The organism is Pseudomonas sp. CC120222-01a (assembly GCF_003097235.1).
Lineage (GTDB): Bacteria > Pseudomonadota > Gammaproteobacteria > Pseudomonadales > Pseudomonadaceae > Aquipseudomonas.
Genome location: NZ_QEQQ01000009.1, coordinates 1 through 18,333, shown reverse-complemented (window position 1 = coordinate 18,333; position 18,333 = coordinate 1). Strand labels below are relative to the sequence as shown.

At 63.2% G+C, this 18,333-nt stretch carries 16 protein-coding genes and 1 pseudogene; 10 read left to right on the top strand and 7 right to left on the bottom strand.

Annotation, left to right across the window (positions count from 1 at the left end; translation table 11 throughout):
• Window positions 1-20 precede the first annotated feature (20 nt).
• The 4 genes and pseudogenes from N430_RS13405 to N430_RS13390 all read right to left on the bottom strand — a co-directional run bounded on the left by N430_RS13405 (window position 21) and on the right by N430_RS13390 (window position 7,545).
• Complete coding sequence (locus tag N430_RS13405; RefSeq protein ID WP_110637294.1) at window positions 21-4,550, bottom strand: hemagglutinin repeat-containing protein; 4,530 nt, start codon at window positions 4,548-4,550, stop codon at window positions 21-23.
• Window positions 4,551-4,579: 29 nt separating this feature from the next.
• Window positions 4,580-6,259 carry a ShlB/FhaC/HecB family hemolysin secretion/activation protein gene (locus N430_RS13400; RefSeq protein ID WP_110637292.1) on the bottom strand — a complete coding sequence of 560 codons (1,680 nt, stop codon included), beginning with the start codon at window positions 6,257-6,259 and terminating at the stop codon, window positions 4,580-4,582.
• Between the two features lie 161 nt (window positions 6,260-6,420).
• Window positions 6,421-6,840 (bottom strand): annotated as a pseudogene (locus N430_RS13395) (murein L,D-transpeptidase family protein); the annotation flags it as partial.
• A gap of 153 nt (window positions 6,841-6,993) precedes the next feature.
• Window positions 6,994-7,545 (bottom strand): NUDIX hydrolase, encoded by a 552-nt coding sequence (locus N430_RS13390; protein WP_110637288.1) that lies wholly within the window; start codon window positions 7,543-7,545, stop codon window positions 6,994-6,996.
• Window positions 7,546-7,671: 126 nt separating this feature from the next.
• On the opposite strand from N430_RS13390, the gene N430_RS13385 reads away from it, so the two are divergent.
• The 5 genes from N430_RS13385 (at window position 7,672) to purT (ending at window position 10,808) form a co-directional block, all read left to right on the top strand.
• Window positions 7,672-8,271: a CoA pyrophosphatase gene (locus N430_RS13385; protein WP_110637286.1), complete on the top strand. Its 600-nt coding sequence runs from the start codon at window positions 7,672-7,674 to the stop codon at window positions 8,269-8,271.
• A 44-nt stretch (window positions 8,272-8,315) separates the two neighbouring features.
• On the top strand, window positions 8,316-8,840 hold the full coding sequence (locus N430_RS13380) for a gamma carbonic anhydrase family protein (protein ID WP_110637284.1): 525 nt from the start codon (window positions 8,316-8,318) through the stop codon (window positions 8,838-8,840).
• Window positions 8,833-9,036, top strand: coding sequence for a DUF1289 domain-containing protein (locus tag N430_RS13375; protein ID WP_103445468.1), 204 nt, complete (start codon window positions 8,833-8,835; stop codon window positions 9,034-9,036). Before N430_RS13380 ends, N430_RS13375 begins: the two co-directional genes overlap by 8 nt.
• Before the next feature lie 46 nt (window positions 9,037-9,082).
• Window positions 9,083-9,550, top strand: coding sequence for a VUT family protein (locus N430_RS13370; RefSeq protein ID WP_110637282.1), 468 nt, complete (start codon window positions 9,083-9,085; stop codon window positions 9,548-9,550).
• Window positions 9,551-9,626: 76 nt separating this feature from the next.
• Window positions 9,627-10,808, top strand: a complete 1,182-nt coding sequence (gene purT, locus N430_RS13365) for a formate-dependent phosphoribosylglycinamide formyltransferase (RefSeq protein ID WP_103445466.1) — start codon at window positions 9,627-9,629, stop codon at window positions 10,806-10,808.
• Between the two features lie 39 nt (window positions 10,809-10,847).
• Here the strand turns inward: purT and N430_RS13360 are convergent, their stop codons facing one another.
• The 3 genes from N430_RS13360 to N430_RS13350 form a co-directional block, all read right to left on the bottom strand.
• Complete coding sequence (locus N430_RS13360) at window positions 10,848-12,146, bottom strand: MFS transporter (RefSeq protein WP_110637280.1); 1,299 nt, start codon at window positions 12,144-12,146, stop codon at window positions 10,848-10,850.
• Between the two features lie 271 nt (window positions 12,147-12,417).
• Window positions 12,418-13,620, bottom strand: coding sequence for a transporter associated domain-containing protein (locus N430_RS13355; RefSeq protein ID WP_110637278.1), 1,203 nt, complete (start codon window positions 13,618-13,620; stop codon window positions 12,418-12,420).
• A 9-nt stretch (window positions 13,621-13,629) separates the two neighbouring features.
• The gene (locus N430_RS13350) at window positions 13,630-14,439 is read right to left on the bottom strand and encodes an inner membrane protein YpjD (protein ID WP_110637276.1); all 810 of its coding nucleotides are present in this window, start codon (window positions 14,437-14,439) and stop codon (window positions 13,630-13,632) included.
• A gap of 195 nt (window positions 14,440-14,634) precedes the next feature.
• Here N430_RS13350 and ffh point away from each other — a divergent pair, with 195 nt between their 5' ends.
• The 5 genes from ffh to rplS all read left to right on the top strand — a co-directional run bounded on the left by ffh (window position 14,635) and on the right by rplS (window position 18,189).
• Window positions 14,635-16,011 (top strand): signal recognition particle protein, encoded by a 1,377-nt coding sequence (gene ffh, locus N430_RS13345; RefSeq protein WP_012270758.1) that lies wholly within the window; start codon window positions 14,635-14,637, stop codon window positions 16,009-16,011.
• A 235-nt stretch (window positions 16,012-16,246) separates the two neighbouring features.
• Entirely contained in the window at window positions 16,247-16,498 is a 252-nt protein-coding gene (gene rpsP, locus N430_RS13340) for a 30S ribosomal protein S16 (RefSeq protein ID WP_027920106.1), read from the top strand.
• Window positions 16,499-16,503: 5 nt separating this feature from the next.
• Window positions 16,504-17,040 (top strand): ribosome maturation factor RimM, encoded by a 537-nt coding sequence (rimM, locus tag N430_RS13335; RefSeq protein ID WP_054887025.1) that lies wholly within the window; start codon window positions 16,504-16,506, stop codon window positions 17,038-17,040.
• A gap of 3 nt (window positions 17,041-17,043) precedes the next feature.
• A complete protein-coding gene (gene trmD, locus N430_RS13330) occupies window positions 17,044-17,796 on the top strand; it encodes a tRNA (guanosine(37)-N1)-methyltransferase TrmD (protein WP_003252146.1) in 753 nt (250 codons plus the stop codon).
• Between the two features lie 42 nt (window positions 17,797-17,838).
• Complete coding sequence (rplS, locus tag N430_RS13325) at window positions 17,839-18,189, top strand: 50S ribosomal protein L19 (RefSeq protein WP_023629812.1); 351 nt, start codon at window positions 17,839-17,841, stop codon at window positions 18,187-18,189.
• The last annotated feature ends 144 nt before the right edge of the window (window positions 18,190-18,333 follow it).

Here is an 18,333-nt window from a genome sequence, read left to right as displayed (position 1 = left end):
GCACATCCGCGCCTCACCCCTTACTCCGCCTTACCACCCTGCACACTGGAAACCCACTGCTCACTCCGACTATGCCCACTGGTCCTCAACAACCCCAGGTCCAGCGCATTCTCGCCATCCGCCGCGCCTTTGCCCTTGGCCATCTCGGCAATCGCCGTGCCCAGGTCCACCGGCGAATTGGAGGCATCGACCGACACATCCCGGCGGTAGTCATTGCCGTTCAGGGTTTCCCGGGTCACCGAGCTGGCATCGAGCGCGACCGCACCCTTGGCCGATTGCAGGCGGGCACCCACCAGCTGGGCATCACCGCCTACCTTCAACGCCACACCGTCACTGCCCTTAAGCACCGCCTGCTGCCCCACGCTGTCGCGCTGCACGTGCGACACATCAAGGCTGAAGGTCGGCGAGAAGCCCGGGTCAGCCTTGCTCAAGGCCAAGCCGGCTTTTTCCTCAACCTTGCCACCCAGTGGCCCGGCCAGCGAAGTGGCGGCGTTGACGTAACCTTGCGGGTTCTTCTCCTGGCTCAGGCGTGCATCGCCCTTCACCGTTAGCGTGTCGACGTTGTCCTTGCGGCTGGCGATGCGCAGGTCGCCATCGATCGCGCCGCTGATGCGCCCGGCTTCCAGGCTGGTGCCTTCGATGCGGGTATCACCACGGCTTTGCAGGTCGATGCTTTCGGCGCGCAGGTTGCTGGCGTTCCAGGTCTGGTTGTCGCGTTTGTCCAGCTCGACCTTGGCCCGGCCATGCAGGCCACGGGTGTCGGTGGTGCCTGCGGTCATGTTGAAACCGGCACCGGCGGTGATCTCGAGATTGTTGCGCTGCTCGTGATTGGAGGAGGCCTCGATCAGCATGCCGCCGCTGGACGCGTTGAGCTCGATCTGCTCAGCAGATGCTTGCAGGCCCTCCAGGTGCAAGGCAATGTCCTCGCGAGCAGCACTGCTGAGGGTCAGCTTGCCGGCGCTGGCGAATTGGGCATCGACGGCCTGACGGGCGTTTTCATCCTGCGTGCCATGGGTGAAATGGCCACCGACGCCGCCGCCTTGGGTTACACCCATCTTGGCTGCCAGCTCCAGGCCGCCGCCGAGTTTGCCGCCGTTCGCGTGTTGGGTGTCGTTGCCTGCCTTGACCTGCAGGCGGCCATCGCTGTGCAGGTGAATATCGCCCACCTTGGCTTCGCGGCTGCCGATACGAGTGCCCTCCAGCAACAGATCACCCGTGCTGCTCAGGCGGACTTCACCCCTGGCGTCGATCTGTGCCACCTGCGCCTTGGCTTGCACGGTTTGCAGCTGCGTGTGGTCAAGGTAACCACGGCCATCGAAGCCCGTGCTGCCAGGGCGGTTGCCGACCTTGGCCCAGGCGTTGCCGTCAAGCTGGCGGCTCAACACTTCGGTGTGGTCGTTGGCCTGGGTCAGTGACAGGTTGCCAGCACTGTGAATGTTCACCCCACCTTCGCCGCCATCCAGGTGTGTCCCTTCATATTGACCATCGCTACCCAGCTGGACCTGAATGCCCTGTTGCCCATAAAGGCTGCCGGGTACTGCGGTGCTGGCCATTGTCTGCTTGTCCAGCGAGCCACCCTTGCCCGCGCCGCGGGCATTCAGGTCACTGCCGGAACTGGTGTCGATGCGCAGGTCACCGCCAAAGGCCAGACGCTGCACGCTGTCCTCCTCGGTGTTTGCGGCGGCATGCATCGTGTGTGCCTGGGCGTCGATCTGCAGTTGGCCGGCATTGGCACGCCAGGCGGTACCTTGGTCGTTGATCGTGTCGGCCTTGGCCTCGACCTTCGCCCCCGACAGTTCACTGACCTGGGCAATGCCACGGCGCTGGTTTTCCAGGCGCATGAGGTGCTCGACGGTCATGTCGGCACCGACGCTCGGGGCCACCATGGCGTCTTCGGGTGAGGCCTGCTGGAAGCGTGCGGCTTCTTCGCCCAGCACCAGCCGTTCGATCGGCCGGGTCAGGTCGCGGTACTCGACGCTGGCGCCGAGGCTGCCGGACCATTCGTTGCGGAGTTCTTCGCGTTCATGGGTATCCAGAACCGCACGGTTGTCGATGCGCTTGGCGCTGACGCTGAGGGTATCCCCGGCAGTGACGCGTGCGGCTTCGGTCACCAGTTCGTCAGCATCGACTTTCAGGTTGCCACTGGCCTGCAGTTCGCTGCGTTGGGCCTTGCTTTCGCGTTCGGTCACCACGGTGTTGTTGTGATGGCCTTCGAACAGGCTGCCCAGGCGGTCGATGCCACCCGTGACAGTCAAACCTCCGCCACTCTGGCTTGTGCGGGTGGTCGACTCGCGCTCATTGCGGGTGGCGCCCAGCGTCACTTGCCTGGCCTTCACATCGAGGTTGCCGGCACCGGCCTGAACCTTGGAACCGTTGACTTGCAGGTGCCCCTCGCTGTTCAGGCCAACCGTCGCCCCCTTCAGTTCGCTGGCGATCTGCGTGGTGTCGCGCACCTTTTCGTTGCCGGTGGTCACTTCATAAGCCACGCCCGCCGCATACTGGCGCGACTCCGGCTTGCCGTCTTCGGCTGCCTGGGTTTGCCGGGCACTGACAGTCAAGCCACGCTGCTGATCGCGGCGTTCGCTGTCGTTGACCGCTTGCGCACTGCCAATCAGCACATCGCCCTTGGCTTCCACTTGCAGGTGCTGGCCGGCCTCGACCTTGGCGCCCTGGATGCGCAGTTCGTCGGCACTGGCCAGGCGCAGGTTGCTAGTGGAGGACACATCGCTGATCAATACCTGATCTTTCTGGATGGTGCGTTTGTCATCGTTTCCGAACAGGCCGAACACCTGGCTATTGCTGTCATGGTCGGTCGAGGTGCTGCTAGCGTGGTCCGCTTCGATGATCAGTTGGCCTTTTTGGCTGTGGAGCACCGCGTCCAGGGTGCCGGTGAGCGTGCTGCCTTTGATGGTCACCTGGTCGGCAATCACATCCAGCTTGCCACCTGCGATAACCCGGCTGCCGGCGACGGCCTGGCCTTGGGTGTCATTACCTTTGCGACTACCAAAGAATGCCCCGGACACCAGGTCGCCGCGGTAGTCGCTTTCGGTGCTGGTGTCTTGCAGCGCCAGGGTGCCGACTTCTGCCTGCTTGCCGTTGATGTCCATGTCACCGCGGCTTTGCAATGTGCTGCCTCGTACCTTGACGGTATTGCCTGCCCTGAGCGTCATACGCTCGGCATTCAGCTCGCTGGGCTTGGCCGATTCCTTGAACTGCTCGGTATCGCGATCTCCCCTCCAGAGATGCTTGCGGTGGCGAATGGTTTGTTCGATGCGCTCGCTGTCCAGGCCGCCTGCGATGTCCAGGTCGCCGCCGCTGTCGAGGGTTAGTGCTTCCAGCACATTGATGTCGGCGGCTACCAGTTGCATGTCGCCACCGGACTCCAGCAATACACTGTCCCTCCCCAGCAGGCGCGTGCCTTGCTGTTTGGTCTGCGTGGTGGTGCGCTCACTGTCGTAGGTTTCGTGGGTGATAAACAGGAATTTCTTGCTCCAGTTGTCCTTGTCTTTGCTGAGCGCCCGACGGGCTTCGCCATCCAGTGTCAGTTTGTTACCAGCCTTGATCTCGATCCGCTCGGCCTGGCCATCGGCATTGTGTAGCGTCAGGTCGTCAGCGGCGCCGAGGCGCAGTAAGCCGTGTTTGGTATTCAGCGTGGCGTACTGCTCGCCTGCGCCACTGATCATCAGGGTGCCGGCCGATTGAACGTCGATACCGTCATCGGCCTTGAATTCCACCGGCCCCATGCGTACGCCCGCACCTTCGGCAGTGCTCACCACGCGAATGCGCCCGGCGCGCATGGCACCGAACAGGTTGGCGTCGATGCTCGACGGGGTGCCCGGCAGGTGTTCGAGGATCTGGCCATCGGCATGGGCGATGCGATTGCGGCCAACGGTCACGTTGAGGTCACCCTTGGCCATGAGCAAGCCGTGCTGGTCCACCTTGGGGGCAATCAGATCAAGCGCGCCCTCGGTATTGCTCTGGCCATCGCTTAGCACCTGCAAGGTGCCTGCGCTGTTCAGCGTGTTGAAATTGCGCAGTTGTTCATCCTGCAACTCGGGTGTGCCGACCACGAACCCGGCGCGGGTGGTGTTGATGAAACTGCCGCCATTGAGGGTGATGCCATTGGGGTTGGCGAGAATGTAGTCGGCAGGGCGGCCGAAGATCTCCTGTGGGCCTTCGATCAGCGAGGCGTTGCGGCTGACCACCTCGTTGAGAATGGTCGACGCTGCCTGGCCCTGGAACTGCGGGTTGGCGGCCAATGCGCCGGCCAGTTGCGAGTGGCCGTCTTGCAAGGCGTTGTTCAGCACCACGCCGGGGCGGGCGACGTTGTAGTCGATGAACTGGTTATGCGACAGGCCACTGGCGTTGGGCGGGACGATGTCGATCACCGGTACGCCATGATCGTTGTTGATGATGGCCGTGCCAGTGGGGCCGTTGGCGGCCTCAAGCCCACCCTGCGCCAGAGCGCTGGTGGGGCCGAGCAAGGCGAGGAAGATGGCCCAGCGCAGGGTGTCCGGGCGGGTAGACGGTAACGGCGAGAGTATCTGCATGTTCTTGTTCTCTTTTTGTTGTGGGTGAATCAGATGCTCAGGGCGCACTCCAGTACCCAGAAACCAGGCTCCAGGCGGGAGCGGGGCAGGTCGCTGGTGTAAAGGGCGCGTTGGTAGTCGAGGCGCAGCCGGGCATCCGGCAGGCTCAGTTCGATGCCGGCGGCTGCGCCTGCCAGGCGTTGCGAGGGTTTGCCAGTGGCTGGTCGGGTCCAGCCCACGTCCAGGCCGAGGTATGGGCGTATCTGCAGGGGGTGGGCCCAGCTCGCTGGCAGTGCTTGGCTGAAGGTATTGCGCCAGGCCGCGCCGCTGGCGCCGGAATAGGTGCGCAGGCGAAAGCCCCGTACGGTCGAGTCGTCGCTGACCAGCAACTGCTCAATGGCGGGCAACGCGTGTTCGCTGTACTGCAAGGCCAGTTCGCTTTGCCAGCGCCAAGGCGTGTCGGGCGGCCCCTGGCGCAGATGCAGGAGGCTGGCGCGGTACTTGCGAAAATCCGGGCGCAGGCGCTCCGCACCCAATGGCCCCTCGTCGGCAGCAAACCAGTCCAGGCCTTGGGCAACACCCACATACCCGTTCCATAACCCGCCTTCGAGCCACAGCAGGTTGATGCCAGCCTCAAGGCTGGTGAGTGTCGGGCTCTGCTGGGTGATGACGGCACCCGCGCTGCGGTTGACCAGCTGCTTGCGGTCCAGCCGTGCGCTGGCGCTGAGCATGCCTTGCTGGTTGCGCCACAGCACCCGCTCGATGCTCAGGCCCTGGTAGCTGCTGCTGCCGTCGCTGGTCTGCCGACTGTGCGGTAGCGGTGCGTCGTAGGTCAGTTGGCTGGCGTTGAGGGCAAAGGTCCACGGGCCGTAGGGGATGCTGTAGTACAGCGTGATGCCTCGCACCTGGCCCGGAGCGTGGAAGACGTTGGCGAGTAACGACACACGCAGGTCGTCATTGAGCCCCAGCGGGCTGTCCAGGCCGAAGCCCAGGTTGAGCCGGTGGCGGCCGGTCAGCTCACTGCCGCGGTTATCCAGGCGGCTGTCCAGGTGCCAGCGCGAACCGATCTTGCGCGGTTGCAGCACAACCCGGGTACCGCCCTGCAGTTCGCCGGGCAGCAGATCCATGCCCACGTCATAGGCGCGCAGGCGATTGAGTTGGTCGAGGCCCTGCTCGAGGGCGGGCAGGTAAAGGGGCTCGCCTAGAACGTCAGGGAAGGCGCCTGGCAAAAACAAAGGCAGCTCGGGGTCGTCGAGCTCGATGGATTCGACGAAGCCTTCGACGATGACGATATCCAGTGGTGCATTATCGCCAGGCTGTTGGCGCAGGTACGGGCGGCTGGTCGGGTAGCCCGCGCTGACATACAGCTGGGTGATGCCCCTGAGCAGGCTATTGATGTCATTGATGCCCATGCAGGGCATAAGCCGCTCGCGCAAAGCGGACTCAAGCGCCTGATCCGCCAGTTGGCGGTTGCCGATGATGCGCAGGCCGGACACGGCCCAGCACTGACTGTCTTCCGGCTGGGCGGTGGCCTGTTCATTGCGTTCGGGTAAAGCCTGCTGCTGCCAGCGCTTGAGCCGCTGTTGCTGTTCGAAATGTCGCTGGGATTGCTGCTGGTCGCGCAGTTGCAGGCTGGCGGGGTCGTCAGCCAGGGCCGTGTGGGCGATCAGCATGCCCACCAGGCAACCGGCGAGCGACCTGCTGGTGATGTAGCGCAATCGACATGGCATGGAACACCCCCGCAAATGGCGTACGGATTACGTACTCGTTTGCGTGGATGCTAAGAATTCATGCCATCGATTGGATGCAGTCCCTGGCCTAAGCAGGGCGTAGGGCAGGTGTGTATTTGAAGTATGAAACGTCCTACAAGCTCAATCTGAATGTAGGACTATCAAGGGCGAATCTCGATCAGGGTGCCGTCGCGCACCAGGTTCCACACTTCCTGCATGTCGCGGTTGCGCATGGCGATGCAGCCGTCGGTCCAGTCGAGGGTGTGGAAGTACCATTCGGGGTAGTTATCGTCGACCGGCGTGCCGTGGATCATGATCATGCTGCCGGCGCTCCAGCCTTCGCGGGTGGCACGGGCGGCGTCGCTGATGTTCGGGTAGGTGATGTGCATGGCCAGGTTGAAACGGTCGCTTTGCTTGCGCCAGTCCAGCCAGTACAGGCCTTCCGGGGTCTTCTTGTCGCCTTCGCGTTCCTTGGCGCCCTTGGGCTGCTTGCCCAGGGAGATACGATAGGTTTTCAGCGGCTCGCCGCGGCTGATCAGCTGCAGGCGCCGCTCGGACTTGATCACCAGCACCTTGTCGATCAGTGGCTGCATGGCGGCCTGGGATTGCGACTGTACTGGCGCGGGCGGTTGCGGCTTGCGAATGATGACTTCGGTGAAGGCCGCCTGGGACACCGTGGTAACGCAAAGGCAGAAAAGGGCGAACAACCAACGCATGAAGCAGTACCTGCGAGCTTAAGTGGTGGGCGAAACATTCATCGGCGGCAGGTATTCATGGCCAATTGGGTAGTGCTGCCTGATGCGGTCGCGATAATAGCATTCTAGTGTGCGAGTGACGGTGCGGAAAGCCAGCTCGCCCCAGGGGATTTCGTGCTCCTCGAACAACCGTACCTCCAGGCTTTCGACACCGACGGCGAAATCAAGGTCGGCCAGCTCGGCACGGAAGAACACATGCACCTGGTTGATGTGTGGCAGATCGAAGAGTTGGTACAGGGCCGTGTCCCCGACCCGGGCGCAGGCTTCCTCGACCGTTTCGCGACGGGCGGCCTGGTCGAGGGTCTCGCCGTTTTCCATGAAGCCCGCCGGGAGCGTCCAGAAGCCGCGGCGCGGCTCGATGGCGCGGCGGCACAGCAATACCTGGCTGCCCCAGGTGGGCAGCACCCCGGCGACGATGTTGGGGTTCTGGTAATGGATGGTCTGGCAAGACTCGCAGACGAACCGCAGGCGGCTGTCGCCCTCGGGGATCCGCTGAATGACCGGCTGTCCGCACGCGCTGCAAAATTTCATGCTGTTCTTCCTTAGTGACCGGGTTATCTTGGCGCGCCACGTGGGGTTGCCGCAAGCGCACGGGGCTTGGGTGCTTCGCGGCTTTGGTGCATCATGCAAGGCAGGCCTTGGAAACGAGAGTGCGCAATGCTGGACGAGCTACTTCGCCGAATGAGCAACCACCAACCCGCTTCACTGGAAACCGACCGACGGTTCCCCGAGGCGGCGGTACTTTTGCCCATTACCCGCAGCGAAGCGCCCGAGCTTGTCTTGACCCTGCGTGCCAAGGGGCTGTCGACCCACGGCGGCGAAGTCGCCTTTCCCGGCGGCCGTCGCGATCCGGAAGACCCGGACCTGGTATTTACCGCGCTACGTGAAGCCGAGGAAGAAATCGGCCTGCCGCCCGGCCTGGTGGAGGTGGTCGGCCCACTCAGCCCGCTGATCTCCCTGCACGGCCTGAAAGTGACCCCGTTCGTCGGTTTGATCCCGGATTTCGTCGAATACCGCGCCAATGATGCCGAAATCGCGGCAGTCTTCAGCGTGCCGCTGGAATTCTTCCGCCAGGACCCGCGTGACCACACCCACCGTATCGATTACCAGGGCCGCAGCTGGTACGTGCCCAGCTACCGCTATGGCGAGTACAAGATCTGGGGGCTGTCGGCGATCATGATCGTCGAGTTGGTCAACCTGCTGTATGACGCCGGTATCAGCCTGCATCAACCCCCTGAGCGCTACATCGAAATCTGAGCGGGGCACACCCCGCCGTCTGCGTGAACCCCTGAGGAGCGAACATGAAATACCGCCTGGGCGACCATCGGGTCGAATGCCATCCCACCAGCTGGGCCGCACCCAACGCCACCCTGATCGGCAAAGTGCGCCTGCAGGCCCGTGCCAGCGTGTGGTTCGGTGCGGTGCTGCGGGGTGACAACGAACTGATCGACATCGGCGAGGACAGCAACGTCCAGGACGGTACCGTGATGCACACCGACATGGGCTCGCCGCTGACCCTGGGCAAGGGCGTGACCATCGGCCACAACGCCATGCTGCATGGCTGCTCGGTTGGCGACTACAGCCTGATTGGCATCAACGCCGTCATCCTCAACGGCGCGCGTATCGGCAAGCATTGCATCATCGGCGCGAATGCACTGATCCCGGAGGGCAAGGAAATTCCTGATGGCTCGCTGGTGATGGGCTCGCCGGGCAAGGTGGTGCGCGAGCTGACCGAACAGCAGATGCGCATGCTCGAAGCCAGCGCCGCGCACTATGTGCACAATGCCGAGCGTTATGCGCGGGAGCTGGTGGTCGACGATGAGTGAAGTTGCTGTAGAGCGGCCGGTGGCGTCGCCATGCGTGAGCATCTGCGCACTGGACGAGCAGGACATCTGCACCGGCTGCCAGCGCACCGTGGCCGAGATCGGCCGTTGGGGGCGGATGGACAATACCGAGCGCCGGGCGGTGCTCAAGCTTTGCCATGAACGGGCGGTGGCGGCCGGGCTGATTATTGGGCACTGACCGCAAAATCAAGTAATCTGTGCGGCTTGCCCACAGATCACTCGCCATGTTCTATCTCATTGCCTATATCAGTAGCGTAGTGCTGATCAACTACGCCTTCTCCAGCGCCCCGCACCTGGACATCATCTGGTCCTGCTGGGGCGGCCTGGTGTTCATCCTGCGCGACATGGTGCAAACCCGCTATGGCCACGGCGCCCTGATCGCCATGCTGCTGGCCCTGGTGCTGTCGTACGCCACCTCGGAGCCGGCCATCGCCCTGGCCAGCGCCACCGCATTCTTCGTCTCCGAGCTGATCGACTGGCTGGTGTTCAGCATCACCCGCCGGCCGCTGCGTGACCGCCTGTGGCTGAGCTCGGCGCTGAGTATTCCGGTGGACACTTTCATCTTCTTCGGCATGATCGGCGCACTCACGCCGGCGGTGATCGGCACCGCCATGGCCTCGAAATTCGCCGGTGTCACGGCCGTCTGGCTGGCCATGGCAATTCGTGCGCGGCGGGCCGCTGTAGCCGGTTGATGGTGTAGAATACCGGTCCTTTTTCAGCGGGCCGCGCCAAGCCTGGTGCGGCCCCGGACGCCTTCGAGGACCTGAAATGACCCGTATCGGAACCCCATTGTCGCCAACCGCGACCCGTGTACTGCTCTGCGGCTGTGGCGAGCTGGGCAAGGAAGTGGTGATCGAGCTGCAGCGCCTGGGCGTCGAAGTGATCGCCGTCGACCGCTACGCCAATGCCCCGGCGATGCAGGTGGCGCACCGCAGCCACGTGGTCAACATGCTCGATGGCGTTGCCCTGCGGGCGATCATCGAAGCGGAAAAGCCGCATTACATCGTTCCGGAAATCGAAGCCATCGCCACCGCCACGCTGGTCGAGCTGGAGAACGAGGGCTTTAACGTGGTGCCGACCGCCCGCGCCACCCAGCTGACCATGAACCGCGAAGGCATCCGCCGCCTGGCCGCCGAAGAGCTGGACCTGCCGACCTCGCCGTACCACTTCGCCGACACCTTCGAGGACTACGCCAAGGCCGTGGCCGATGTCGGCTACCCGTGTGTGGTCAAGCCGGTGATGAGCTCCTCGGGCAAGGGCCAGAGCCTGCTGCGCAGCGATGCCGACCTGCAGAAGTCGTGGGACTACGCCCAGGAAGGCGGCCGTGCCGGCAAGGGCCGGGTGATCATCGAGGGCTTCATCGATTTCGAATACGAAATCACCCTGCTGACCGTGCGCCATGTGGGCGGCACCACCTTCCTCGAGCCGGTCGGCCACCGTCAGGAGAAGGGCGACTACCAGGAATCCTGGCAGCCACAGGCCATGAGCGCGAAAGCCCTGGCCGAGTCGCAGCGCGTGGCCAAGGCGGTCACCGATGCACTGGGGGGGCGTGGTCTGTTCGGTGTGGAGCTGTTCGTCAAGGGCGACCAGGTGTGGTTCAGCGAAGTGTCGCCGCGCCCGCATGACACCGGCCTGGTGACCCTGATTTCCCAGGACCTGTCGCAGTTCGCCCTGCACGCCCGCGCCATTCTCGGCCTGCCGATCCCGGTGGTGCGCCAGTTCGGGCCTTCGGCTTCGGCGGTGATCCTGCCGGAAGGCCAATCGCAGCAGACCAGCTTTGCCAATCTGGGCGCTGCCCTGAGCGAGCCGGACACCGCCATTCGCCTGTTCGGCAAGCCGGAAATCAACGGTACTCGCCGCATGGGCGTTTGCCTGGCGCGTGATGAGTCGGTGGAAGCGGCGCGGGCGAAGGCGACCCGTGCTTCGCAGGCGGTCAAGGTCGAGTTCTGATCCGAGACCGTACGGGGCTGCAAAGCAGCCCCAGCTTTCTTACAGCTCGGTATTACGGGTTTCTTTCAGGCACAGCACGGCAATCAGGCTGATCACGGCCGCCGCCGACACATAGCCCCCCACCCAGCTCAACCCACCCATGCTGACCAGCTTCTGGGCAAAGAACGGCGCTGCCGATGCGCCGACGATGCCGCCCAGGTTGTACGCCGCCGAAGCGCCGGTATAACGCACGTGAGTCGGGAACAGCTCAGGCAGCAGCGCCCCCATCGGTGCAAAGGTCACGCCCATCAGGAACAGCTCGATGGCCAGGAACAGCGCCACGCCCGTGGTCGAGCCCGAAGTCAGCAGCGGTTCCATGGTGAAGCCCGAAGCCACCGCCAGCAGGCCGCCGACAATCAGCACCGGCTTGCGCCCGTAACGGTCACTCAGCCAGGCCGACAGCGGTGTGGCCAAGGCCATGAACACCACGGCGAAGCACAGCAGGCCGAGGAAGGTTTCGCGGCTGTAGCCCAACGTGGTCACGCCATAGCTGAGCGAAAACACCGTCGAGATATAGAACAGCGCATAGCACACCACCATGGCGGCTGCGCCCAGCAGGGTTGGCATCCAGTATTTGCCGAACAGGTCGACCACCGGCATTTTCACCCGTTCGTGGCGGGCGACTGCCTTGGCGAACACCGGGCTTTCTTCCAGCTTCAGGCGCACATACAACCCCACCATCACCAGCGCGGCACTGAGCAGGAACGGAATGCGCCAGCCCCAGTCACGGAACTGCTCGTCGCTGAGCAGCATGGCCAGGGTCAGGAACAGGCCGTTGGCCGCCAGGAAGCCGATCGAAGGGCCAAGTTGCGGGAACATGCCGAACCAGGCGCGTTTGCCCTCCGGCGCGTTCTCGGTGGCCAGCAATGCGGCGCCGCCCCATTCGCCCCCAAGGCCCAGGCCTTGGCCAAAGCGCAGCAGGCAGAGCAGGATCGGTGCCCACACGCCGATGCTGTCATAGCCCGGCAGCACGCCGATCAGCGTGGTCGATACGCCCATCAGCAGCAGCGAGGCGACCAGGGTCGACTTGCGCCCGATGCGGTCGCCGAAGTGGCCGAACAGGGCCGAGCCCAGCGGGCGGGCCAGGAAAGCGATGCCGAAGGTGATGAAGGCCGCAAGCATCTGCGCGGTGCCCGACCCGGACGGGAAGAACACCGGGCCGATCACCAGCGCGGCGGCGGTGGCGTAAACGTAGAAGTCGTAGAACTCGATGGCGGTGCCGATGAAGCTGGCAGTGGCGACCCGCGCAGGCGAGTTGACCGGCGCGGCAGGCGCCTCGGCATAGGTGCTGGTTGTCATTAAGTAGGTCCCTAACAGTCTGGTCCGTTCCATGCATTGTCCGTGGCCAGTGCAGCCATTGAAGGCAGGCACGGCCTGGCGGACGCCGGAGCGTATTGTTGTTGTGTTCGCGCGACTGACACCAGCCCAGGCGGGTAGGGGTGGGAGCGGGCACTGTTCGGGGTGTTGAAGCAGGACCGCGGGGCGTGTCAGTGGAGCGGACTGGCCGTGTGACGCCGGGTGCGGGTAGCGGGCGGAACGGCGGGGCTGGGTAAGCGTGACCCGAGTATAGCTATCGGGTCACGGTCCACACCAGTACCTTGCTGGCGCAATTGTCCTCTGTTTCGAGGATTTCCAGGCGATAGCGGCCGATCTTCAGGCAAACGGCACTTTCCGGGATGCTTTCGAGGGCTTCGGTGACCAGCCCGTTGAGGGTTTTCGGGCCACCGTCGCAGGGCAGGTGCCAGCCTAGGGTACGGTTGATTTCACGCAGCGAGGCGGTGCCTTCGATGACGAAGGTACCATCGGGCTGCGGGTGCACGTGTGGGTTGTCCAGGCTCTGTTCGTCCTCGAATTCGCCGACGATTTCCTCGAGGATGTCTTCCAGGGTGACGATGCCCAGCACCTCGCCGTATTCGTCAACCACCACGCCCAGGCGCCGCTGCTGCTTGTGGAAGTTCAGCAGCTGCATCTGCAGGGGCGTGCTTTCCGGCACGAAGTAGGGCTCGTAGCAGGCGCCCAGCAGCTGCTCCAGGGTCAGCTCGGCCTTGGGCAGCAGGTGGCTGATGAGCTTGGTGTTGAGGATCGCTTCGACCTGGTTGATGTCGCTGTGGTACACCGGCAGGCGCGTGTGCCGGCTGACGATCAACTGCTCGATGATGTGTGCGATGGGGTCGTCAAGGTTGATGCCGTCGACCTCGTTGCGCGGCACCAGGATGTCGTTGACGGTGATCTTGTCCAGCGACTGCAGGCCGTCCAGCAGGCCGTGGCGCGGCACTTCGTGCTCATCGTCTTCGTCGTCGTCATCTTCCTGCGGATGCAGGGCCACAGCTGTGGGCTGTACGCGGAACGGTCGCAGCATCAGCTTGGCGATGCCGTCGAACAGGCAGGCCAAAGGCTGCAGCAGGGCGAGGGGAAACGGGCGCAGGCTCAGGCCAAGGCTGATGAAGGCCTGCGGGTTGCGCCGGGCCAGGCGCCGCGGCAGGAATTCGGCGAACACCAGCAAGGCTGCCACGGCGGCAAGGCCCGCCAGCCAGAAGCCGTGTTCGCCGTTCTGGCGTTGGCCGATCAGGCATGCCAGGCCCAGCACCAACAGTTTGCCCAGGCTGGCGCACAGCACCAGGGCCTGGGCCGGCAGTTGCGGCTGGCCGTCATCGCCGTTGCGCAGCGAACCATTGAGCTGCAGGCGGGCGGCGTCCACGGCAGTGAACAGCGCCGACCACAGTAACGCCAGTGCCAGAATGCCGAGTAGCGGTGCGTACGGCAGGGTGTCCATGGGCGGCCGTCAGATATGCAGGATGAATTCGCGAACCAGCTTGCTGCCGAAATAGGCCAGCATCAGCAGGCAGAAACCGGCCAGGGTCCAGCGGATCGCCTTGTGCCCGCGCCAGCCCAGGCGGGTGCGGCCCCAGAGCAGCACGCTGAACACCACCCAGGCCACACACGCCAGCAGCGTCTTGTGCACAAGATGCTGGGCAAACAGGTTCTCGAGGAACAGCCAGCCGGAAATCAGCGACAGCGAGAGCAGGCACCAACCCGCCCAGAGGAACCCGAACAGCAGGCTTTCCATGGTCTGCAGTGGCGGGAAGTTGCGGATCAACCCGGACGGGTGCTTGTTCTTCAGCTGGCGGTCCTGCAGCAGCAACAGCAGCGACTGGAACACCGCGATGGTGAACAGGCCATAGGCCAGGATCGACAGCAGGATGTGCGCGAGGATGCCGGGTTCTTCGTCGATCAGCGGCACCGTGCCGGGTGGGGCGAACTGCGCCAGCAGGGCGGTGACGGCACCGAGCGGGAACAGCAGCACCAGCAGGTTTTCCACCGGGATGCGCAGGCAGGCCACCAGCGTCAGGGCGATGACCGCCACGGCAATCAGGCTGGCGGCGCTGAAGAAGTCCAGGCTCAGCCCCAGCGGGGTGATCAGCTGGAAGAACAGCGCGCCACCCTGGGCAACCACGGCGAGGGCGCCGAGCAGGCCAAGCAGGCGTTTGTCGGCCTTGCGGCCCTGGGCCAGGTAGCTGCCCTGATAGATGGCCGCAGCTATATATAAGCCGGCGGCGATCAGGTTGGGGATGAGGCTGGGTGAGGAAACCATAAGTCCTGGTTGCAGAGCCCTGAAAGAGACGGAGTTTGGCATAGAACGCCACCGGCCATCCAGACCGATCGGCAGCGAGGTGTGCGCCGCCGTCGCACTTCGTTATAATCGCCGCCTTGCTGTGCCTGGTGGGTGTGCATTTCCCCCTCGGGCGCCTGACAAACCTCGGCTTTTACTGGGCCTGAAAGGATCACCATGTTCGAAAACCTGACCGACCGCCTGTCACAGACGCTGCGCCATGTCACCGGCAAGGCCAAGCTGACTGAAGACAACATCAAGGACACGTTGCGCGAAGTGCGCATGGCCCTGCTCGAGGCCGACGTTGCCCTGCCGGTGGTCAAGGATTTCGTCAACAGCGTCAAGGAACGTGCGGTCGGCACCGAGGTATCGCGCAGCCTGACCCCGGGCCAGGCGTTCGTGAAGATCGTCCAGGCCGAGCTGGAAAGCCTGATGGGCGCGGCCAACGAAGACCTCGCCCTGAACGCTGCGCCACCGGCCGTGGTGCTGATGGCCGGCCTGCAGGGCGCCGGTAAGACCACCACCGCCGGCAAGCTGGCGCGCTTCCTCAAGGAGCGCAAGAAGAAGAGCGTGATGGTGGTGTCCGCCGACGTCTACCGCCCGGCGGCGATCAAGCAGCTGGAAACCCTGGCCAACGACATCGGCGTGACCTTCTTCCCGTCCGACATCAGCCAGAAGCCGGTGGCCATCGCGGAAGCTGCGATCCGCGAAGCCAAGCTCAAGTTCATCGACGTGGTCATCGTCGACACCGCCGGTCGCCTGCATATCGACGCCGACATGATGGACGAGATCAAGGCCCTGCACGCCGCAGTCAAGCCGATCGAGACCCTGTTCGTGGTCGACGCCATGACCGGCCAGGACGCCGCCAACACCGCCAAGGCGTTCGGTGAAGCCCTGCCGCTGACCGGTGTGGTGCTGACCAAGGTCGACGGTGACGCCCGTGGCGGTGCTGCGCTGTCGGTGCGCGCCATCACTGGCAAGCCGATCAAGTTCATCGGTATGGGCGAGAAGACCGAAGCCCTCGAGCCCTTCCACCCGGACCGTGTCGCTTCGCGCATCCTCGGCATGGGCGACGTGCTCAGCCTGATCGAGCAGGCCGAGCAGACCATCGACAAGGCCAAGGCCGACAAACTGGCCAAGAAGCTGAAGAAGGGCAAGGGCTTCGACCTCGAAGACTTCCGCGACCAACTGCAGCAGATGAAGAACATGGGCGGCCTCGGCGGCCTGATGGACAAGCTGCCAAGCATCGGCGGGGTCAACCTGTCGCAGATGGGCAACGCCCAGGGCGCGGCCGAGAAGCAGTTCAAGCAGATGGAAGCGATCATCAACTCGATGACCCCGGCCGAGCGTCGCGACCCTGACCTGATCAGCGGTTCGCGCAAGCGCCGCATCGCCCTCGGCTCCGGCACCCAGGTGCAGGACATCGGCCGGCTGATCAAGCAGCACAAGCAGATGCAGAAGATGATGAAGAAGTTCTCGGCCAAGGGCGGCATGGCCAAGATGATGCGCGGCCTGGGCGGGATGCTGCCGGGCGGCGGCATGCCGAAGCTGTAACCCCTATTTTGGGTGCCTGCTTTTCGATGAGCGGGCGCCCGGAACCCCCGCTGCGGCGGGGCAACGGCCACGGATTCCGTGGCTTAACCGGCAAATCTGGACGGTAGGGCAGGGCTCTGCCGAAAAAGGCATTTGCAAATGTCCGTGTATTCCCCGAGAATATGCGGCCTTTTGGGCACCCGTGTGCCTATTTGGCATTCAGATTTGCAGCACCGACTATAGGAACAATGTTCACATGGTAACCATTCGTCTTGCCCGTGGCGGCTCGAAAAAGCGCCCATTCTACCACCTGACCGTGACCAACTCGCGTAACGCCCGTGACGGCCGTTTCGTTGAGCGCGTAGGCTTCTTCAACCCGATCGCATCGGGCGCCGAAGTCAAGCTGTCGGTCAACCAAGAGCGCGTTTCCTACTGGCTGAGCCAGGGCGCACAGCCGTCTGAGCGCGTTGCTCAGCTGCTGAAGGACGCTGCCAAGGCTGCCGCCTAAACAGTATGAACGCGACGCCAGAAAAGGCTGACGACCTCATCGTCGTTGGCAAGATTTTTTCGGTTCACGGCGTTCGCGGCGAGGTGAAGGTGTATTCCTTTACCGATCCGATTGAAAACCTGTTGGATTATCCGCGCTGGACGCTTCGGCACGAAGGCAAGGTAAAGCAGGTCGAGCTGGTCAGCGGTCGTGGCTCCCAAAAGGGCCTGGTCGTGAAACTGAAAGGCCTCGATGATCGTGATGAAGCCCGTCTTCTGAGTGGTCACGAAATCTGCATTGCGCGGAGCCTTTTGCCCAACCTGGCTGCCGACGAGTACTACTGGTACCAGTTGGTGGGTCTGAAGGTCATCAACCAGGACGAACAACTGTTCGGCAAGGTCGATCACCTGTTGGAGACCGGTGCGAACGATGTAATGGTGGTCAAGCCCTGCGCAGGCAGCCTGGATGATCGCGAGCGTCTGTTGCCCTATACGGCGCAATGCGTGCTCGATATCGACCTGGAAGCAGGCGTGATGCGGGTTGAATGGGACGCGGACTTCTAAACGATGGGTAACCTTCGCGTAGACGTCATCACGCTGTTCCCCGAGATGTTCTCGGCCATCACGGAGTACGGCATTACCAGCCGCGCGGTGAAACAGGGGTTGCTTCAGGTGACTTGCTGGAACCCGCGGGACTACACCACAGATCGTCACCACACGGTAGATGATCGGCCGTTTGGCGGTGGTCCGGGCATGGTGATGAAAATCAAGCCTCTGGAAGACGCCCTGGTTAGCGCCAGGCAAGCGACCGGAGCAGCGGCGAAGGTGATCTACCTTTCGCCACAAGGCCGCAAGCTGACTCAGCAGGCGGTCAAAGGCCTGGCCGAACAGGAATCGTTGATCCTGATCGCCGGTCGTTATGAAGGCATCGACGAGCGCTTTATCGAGGCTCATGTCGATGAGGAGTGGTCGATTGGTGACTATGTGCTTTCCGGTGGCGAGCTGCCGGCCATGGTGCTGATCGATGCGGTTACGCGGCTGCTGCCCGGAGCTTTAGGGCATGTGGACTCGGCGGAAGAAGATTCCTTCACCGACGGTCTGCTCGATTGCCCGCACTACACCCGACCTGAGGTGTATGCGGATCAGCGTGTTCCCGACGTGTTGCTAAGTGGCAACCATGCACATATCCGGCGTTGGAGGATGAAGCAGTCCCTTGGTAGGACCTTCGAACGACGCGCCGATCTTCTGGAAAGTCGCTCGCTTTCTGGAGAAGAGAAGAAGCTGCTCGAGGAATATCTCCGCGAGCGGGACGATAGTTAAACGTATCGATGGTGGATCAAGTATCCATCTTAGGAGCACAGCATGACCAACAAGATCATCCAGCAGCTCGAAGCCGAGCAGATGAGCAAGGAAATCCCGACCTTCGCACCAGGCGACACCATCGTCGTCCAGGTTAAAGTGAAGGAAGGTGATCGTTCCCGTCTGCAGGCGTTCGAAGGCGTTGTCATCGCCAAGCGTAACCGCGGTCTGAACAGCGCCTTCACCGTGCGCAAGATCTCCAGCGGCGTAGGCGTTGAGCGTACCTTCCAGACCTACAGCCCACAGATCGACAGCCTGGCCGTGAAACGTCGTGGTGACGTGCGTAAAGCCAAGCTGTACTACCTGCGCGACCTGTCCGGCAAAGCCGCTCGCATCAAGGAAAAACTGTCCTGAGTGCAGTTTGCCCGGTGGCCAAGGCCGCCTAGCGAGAAAAAAGCAGCCTTCGGGCTAATGCCAGTCAGTTAAGCTGACTGGCATTTTCATTTTCGGGTCGGGTATTTTGCTGGTCGTTGCTTCACTGCTCTGGGGAACCAACGA

Bases quoted from the DNA above. Each gene is read 5' to 3' on its own strand.
- N430_RS13405 (WP_110637294.1), bottom strand. From the start codon at position 4,550: ATGCAGATACTCTCGCCGTTACCGTCTACCCGCCCGGACACCCTGCGC.
- N430_RS13400 (WP_110637292.1), bottom strand. From the start codon at position 6,259: ATGCCATGTCGATTGCGCTACATCACCAGCAGGTCGCTCGCCGGTTGC.
- N430_RS13390 (WP_110637288.1), bottom strand. From the start codon at position 7,545: ATGAAATTTTGCAGCGCGTGCGGACAGCCGGTCATTCAGCGGATCCCC.
- N430_RS13385 (WP_110637286.1), top strand. From the start codon at position 7,672: ATGCTGGACGAGCTACTTCGCCGAATGAGCAACCACCAACCCGCTTCA.
- N430_RS13380 (WP_110637284.1), top strand. From the start codon at position 8,316: ATGAAATACCGCCTGGGCGACCATCGGGTCGAATGCCATCCCACCAGC.
- N430_RS13375 (WP_103445468.1), top strand. From the start codon at position 8,833: ATGAGTGAAGTTGCTGTAGAGCGGCCGGTGGCGTCGCCATGCGTGAGC.
- N430_RS13370 (WP_110637282.1), top strand. From the start codon at position 9,083: ATGTTCTATCTCATTGCCTATATCAGTAGCGTAGTGCTGATCAACTAC.
- purT (WP_103445466.1), top strand. From the start codon at position 9,627: ATGACCCGTATCGGAACCCCATTGTCGCCAACCGCGACCCGTGTACTG.
- N430_RS13360 (WP_110637280.1), bottom strand. From the start codon at position 12,146: ATGACAACCAGCACCTATGCCGAGGCGCCTGCCGCGCCGGTCAACTCG.
- N430_RS13355 (WP_110637278.1), bottom strand. From the start codon at position 13,620: ATGGACACCCTGCCGTACGCACCGCTACTCGGCATTCTGGCACTGGCG.
- N430_RS13350 (WP_110637276.1), bottom strand. From the start codon at position 14,439: ATGGTTTCCTCACCCAGCCTCATCCCCAACCTGATCGCCGCCGGCTTA.
- ffh (WP_012270758.1), top strand. From the start codon at position 14,635: ATGTTCGAAAACCTGACCGACCGCCTGTCACAGACGCTGCGCCATGTC.
- rpsP (WP_027920106.1), top strand. From the start codon at position 16,247: ATGGTAACCATTCGTCTTGCCCGTGGCGGCTCGAAAAAGCGCCCATTC.
- rimM (WP_054887025.1), top strand. From the start codon at position 16,504: ATGAACGCGACGCCAGAAAAGGCTGACGACCTCATCGTCGTTGGCAAG.
- trmD (WP_003252146.1), top strand. From the start codon at position 17,044: ATGGGTAACCTTCGCGTAGACGTCATCACGCTGTTCCCCGAGATGTTC.
- rplS (WP_023629812.1), top strand. From the start codon at position 17,839: ATGACCAACAAGATCATCCAGCAGCTCGAAGCCGAGCAGATGAGCAAG.